Below are 2,548 nucleotides of genomic sequence, written 5' to 3'. Positions count from 1 at the left end.
TAGCGGATGCTTGGCAGGGATGCGTTCCTTGAGATCGATATAGCTAAACAGCGACCCGCTCGTCTCGTCCGTCCCGCGCATCTTCACCCCCGACATTGCCGTGCGGGGAGTGAATCATGTTCTCAATTTACTGTCGAGGCGGGACTATTTCAGCATCTTGTTAGATTAACGGAACTGATGACTTCGGGAGGCATTACGTGAACATAGTTGCACGAACTTCAACGATCCAAGGAGCCGTATCATGCGTGCCGTCACTTATCACGGAACCGGAGATTTCCGGGTCGACACCCACCCTGATCCGATCATCGGTGATCCTAAAGATGCAATTTTGCGGGTGACCTCTACTGCAATATGTGGTTCCGACCTTCACATGTTCGATGGCTTTATGCCGCAGATGGAATCCGGCGACATCATGGGTCACGAGTTCATGGGCGTTGTCGAGGACGTGGGTTCTGGCGTTAGTAATCTTAAGAAAGGGGATCGTGTCGTCGTCCCTTTCACGATCAACTGCGGCCATTGTCACTGGTGCAAGACGAAGCAATTTTCTCTATGCGATGAAAGTAACCCCGACGCTGCAAAGCTTGCAGCGATCACGGGCCAGGCGGGCGCTGGCCTCTTTGGGTTCTCTCATCTCTATGGCGGTTACGCCGGCGGCCAAGCTGAATATGTCCGTATTCCCTTTGCCGATGCCACGCACCTCAAGGTGCCTGATGGATTGACCGACGAACAGGTGTTGTTCCTGTCGGATATTTTTCCGACAGGCTATCAGGCGGCCGTCAACGCAGAGGTTGGACCTGGTAGTATTGTTGCAATCTGGGGAGCTGGCCCCGTAGGCCTGTTCACGCTGAAGTCATGCAAGCTTTTGGGCGCTGAGAGGGTATTTGTCATTGATGATGTGCCGGAGCGCCTCAAGCTGGCGGCCGAACACGGGGCAGAGATCATCGACCGCTCCGAGGTGAAGCCTTACGATGCGCTCATGGAGCTCACCAATGGCATGCTCCCGGATAAGGTGATCGATGCGGTCGGCCTGGAGGCCCACGGCGCAGGTGTGATCGACACGGTCTACGACAAGGTGAAGACCATGACGTATCAGGAAACAGGACGGCCGCACGTCTTACGTGAAGCCATCATGTGTTGCCGCAAAGGAGGTATCGTCTCCATCCCGGGCGTTTACGCTGCAATCGTTGACAAATTTCCAATTGGATCCGCTTTTGCTAAGGCGCTCACGTTCCGCATGGGGCAAACCCATGTCATGCAACATGCGCCGACGCTCCTGGACCACATTCAGGAAGGCCGTATCGATCCGACGTTCCTGATTACGCACCGGGGTTCATTGTCGGACGGACCTGATCTCTACAAGCAGTTCCGTGACAAAAAAGACGAGTGCGTGAAAGTCGTTTTGAAACCGTAACGCAAGATGCCAAATTGCTGAGCCGGGGTCAGATCCTTAACAGGCCGCTGAATTAGTCGGCGCGCAGGGACGTTGTTCTGTTTGTGTGGTGATTGCGCGCTTCGCTCATCAAAAAGGGTCCGAGACTTTCAGCCCCCATGCAATCGTCTTCCGCCTCATGCTCCCAGCAATCTGGGCAGTCGGGCCAGGTTATTGGCGGCCATCGTCAGAATGAAGCGGGATCGCACCCGTTCGACGCCCCGATAGACGGTTTGCGCCATGCCGGCGACGATCTTGGCCCAACCGAAGGCTTCCTCGATCCGCTTTCGGTGCTTGATCGACAAGGCGTAGCCCTGATGTCTGGTCGTGCGCCCGTCGATCGCTGAGTGTCGCGATTTCTGCGCGACATGCGGGGCACCGCCGCCCTCCCTGAGGTCGGAGACGAACTCGGCAGCATCATACCCCCTGTCCGCCCCAAGCGTCAGCCGCCGGGTTGATCCCGGGGAGTGGCGCTGCACCATGTCCAGGGCGGCACGCCGCTCCGCATGGCCGTCTGCCTGCGTCAAGTCGCCTTGAACAACCAGACCGTGCCGGTTCTCCATCAGCGCATGGCCCATGAAGCACAGTGCCGCGCCGGTGCCGGGCGATTTCTTGTAGAGGCGTGCCTCCGGATCCGTGGTTGACGCGTGGGTAGCGTTCGAGCGCTTCTCGCCCTTGAAGTCCACCTCGGCATTCCGGTTGCGGTGATCGGGGCGGGGCATCGGTTCGGTCTCGGGCTCGGATTGGGTGGGTTGGTTGTCAGGGGCGATGGTGGACCTTGGCGGATCATCCGGTCCTTGATCGTCGGGTGGCGTGACGCCCGCCTTCGGCTGGAAACTTTTCATCGACGCCCAGGCCTTGATCAATGTCCCATCGACCGGGAAATGCTCATCCGATAACAGCGGAGCCACCTCGCGGTGCGCCAGGATTGCCGCCATCACCTTGCGCGACATGTCCGTCGTTAGAAGTCGGTCGCGGTTTTTGGTGAACACTGTGGGGACCCAGACAGGGTCGTCGATGCCAAGGCCGACAAACCAGCGAAACATCAGGTTGTATTGCATCTGCTCCATCAACTGGCGCTCAGATCGAACAGAGAACAGGATCTGGATCAGGCTGGCC

Annotated in this window: 2 protein-coding genes; one reads left to right on the top strand and one right to left on the bottom strand. The window is 57.9% G+C overall.

The features are described from left to right. The first annotated feature begins 241 nt into the window (after positions 1–241). Entirely contained in the window at positions 242–1,411 is a 1,170-nt protein-coding gene (locus IE00_RS19300) for a zinc-dependent alcohol dehydrogenase (protein ID WP_072298776.1), read from the top strand. 155 nt (positions 1,412–1,566) lie between these two features. Here IE00_RS19300 and IE00_RS19295 read toward each other — a convergent pair. Beyond that, positions 1,567–2,548: IS5 family transposase (locus IE00_RS19295; protein ID WP_083554530.1), on the bottom strand; the 982-nt coding region annotated here is incomplete at its 5' end.

Source organism: Paracoccus sp. SM22M-07 (assembly GCF_001887735.1).
GTDB lineage: Bacteria > Pseudomonadota > Alphaproteobacteria > Rhodobacterales > Rhodobacteraceae > Paracoccus.
Note: the sequence above shows the minus strand (reverse complement) of the source record. Positions and strands in the feature narration are given on the sequence as shown.

What these genes read in the sequence shown, in the direction of transcription:
- IE00_RS19300 (WP_072298776.1), top strand. Translation starts at nt 242, where the DNA reads ATGCGTGCCGTCACTTATCACGGAACCGGAGATTTCCGGGTCGACACC.